1 protein-coding gene is annotated in these 623 nt (G+C 56.7%); it reads left to right on the top strand.

Annotated features, from left to right (window positions below):
- Positions 1–21 precede the first annotated feature (21 nt).
- On the top strand, positions 22–623 hold a 602-nt coding region (locus Q4563_RS15560; protein ID WP_303605103.1), incomplete at its 3' end, for a hypothetical protein.

Here is a 623-nt window from a genome sequence, read left to right as displayed (position 1 = left end):
GAGTCAACGTTTGCAGTATCGTTGAACCTGGTAAAAGCCGAGGTGGCCAACGCACTGGATCAAGCCGCTGCACAGTTGGATATGTATTCAGAAACGGGCAGCCCGGAGCAGTTTCGCGCCTTTTTGGACGAGGTTCAGCAAGTACGGGGCACATTCAAGATGCTCGATTTCCGTGCTGGTGAGCGTATTTGTGAGGAGTTTGCAGAAACTGGCCGGTCTGCTCGGGGTGAGCGGCTGGCGGATCAGACATTAACGGTGTTTACCCAGGCCATTGTATTCCTGAAACGGTTTGTCGATTTGCTGGGTGCCGGTTATCCATTGTCCCCCAGCTTGCTGATCCCCTCTATTAACCAGATCCGTAAAGAACGTAACGATGCGCCCCTGCCGGAAGCCTATTTCTTTCTGGTGAACCTGCGGCCTCGTGTGACGATCCCCAAGGTTGAGTCCGGCATGATGCGCTTCCCGTATCGGCGAGCGCGCCAGATGTACCAGCTGGGCTTGCTGGGCCTGATGCGTCGGCGAGGCCGGAAGGGGCCTGTGATGGTGATGTCCCGTGCCATCAGCCGTTTTGAAAAGGCGAGCCGGGGTGGTGCTTCCTGGTTGTTCTGGCATACGGTGATGGG

Source organism: Gilvimarinus sp. 1_MG-2023 (genome assembly GCF_030548285.1).
This window is presented reverse-complemented; position numbering and strand designations above follow the sequence as displayed.